The 950-nt window shown below is 71.2% G+C and carries 1 protein-coding gene; it reads left to right on the top strand.

The window, feature by feature from the left end:
- A partial coding sequence (locus JaAD80_RS28920) for an AAA family ATPase (protein ID WP_146012608.1) occupies positions 1 to 950 on the top strand: 950 nt, incomplete at both ends.

Here is a 950-nt window from a genome sequence, read left to right as displayed (position 1 = left end):
ATGCCGGCCGCGCCGGGCGCGCCGGCGGACCGCAAATGGCGGCCAAAATGGCACGCCGGCGCTGGACCAGTTCACGGTGGACATGACGGCGCAGGCGCGCGCCGGGCGCATCGATCCCGTGCGCGGGCGCAACGGGGAAATCCGCCAGATCATCGACATCCTGCTGCGCCGCCGCCAGAACAATCCCATCCTGACGGGCGAGGCGGGCGTGGGCAAGACGGCCGTGGTGGAAGGCTTTGCCTTGCGCGTGGCCGAGGGCAGCGTGCCGGCCGTGTTGGCCAATGTGCGCGTCTGCTCGCTGGACCTGGCCTTGCTGCAGGCGGGCGCCGGCGTGCGCGGCGAGTACGAGCAGCGCCTGAAATCGGTGATCGCCGAAGTGCGCGCGGCAGCCACGCCCGTCATCCTCTTCATCGACGAGGCGCACCAATTGATCGGCGCGGGCGGCAGCGAAGGGCAGGGCGACGCCGCCAACTTGCTGAAACCGGCGCTGGCGCGCGGCGAATTGCGCACCATCGCCGCCACCACCTGGGCCGAATACAAGAAACACGTGGAACGCGACCCGGCCCTGGCGCGCCGTTTCCAGGTGGTGAAGGTGGAGGAACCGACGCCGGAGGCGGCCATCGGCATGTTGCGCGGCATGGTCGCCACCCTTGAGCGCCACCACCAAGTGGAGATTCTCGACGAAGCCGTGCGCGACGCCGTGCGCCTGTCGCAGCGTTACATCACGGGGCGCCAGCTGCCCGACAAGGCCATCAGCGTGCTCGATACGGCCTGCGCGCGCGTGGCCATCGCGCTGGCCGGCACGCCGCCGCAGCTCGAGGCGCTGGAATACGACATGGTGCAGGCGACGGAAGGCTTGCGCATCGTGCGCCAGCAACTGGGGCGCGGCGAGGGCGAGGCGGCCGAGGGCGAGCGGCAGGCGGCCAGCCTGGCGCGCATGGGCGAACAGC

Source organism: Janthinobacterium sp. AD80 (genome assembly GCF_002878455.1).
GTDB lineage: Bacteria > Pseudomonadota > Gammaproteobacteria > Burkholderiales > Burkholderiaceae_D > Janthinobacterium.
This window is presented reverse-complemented; position numbering and strand designations above follow the sequence as displayed.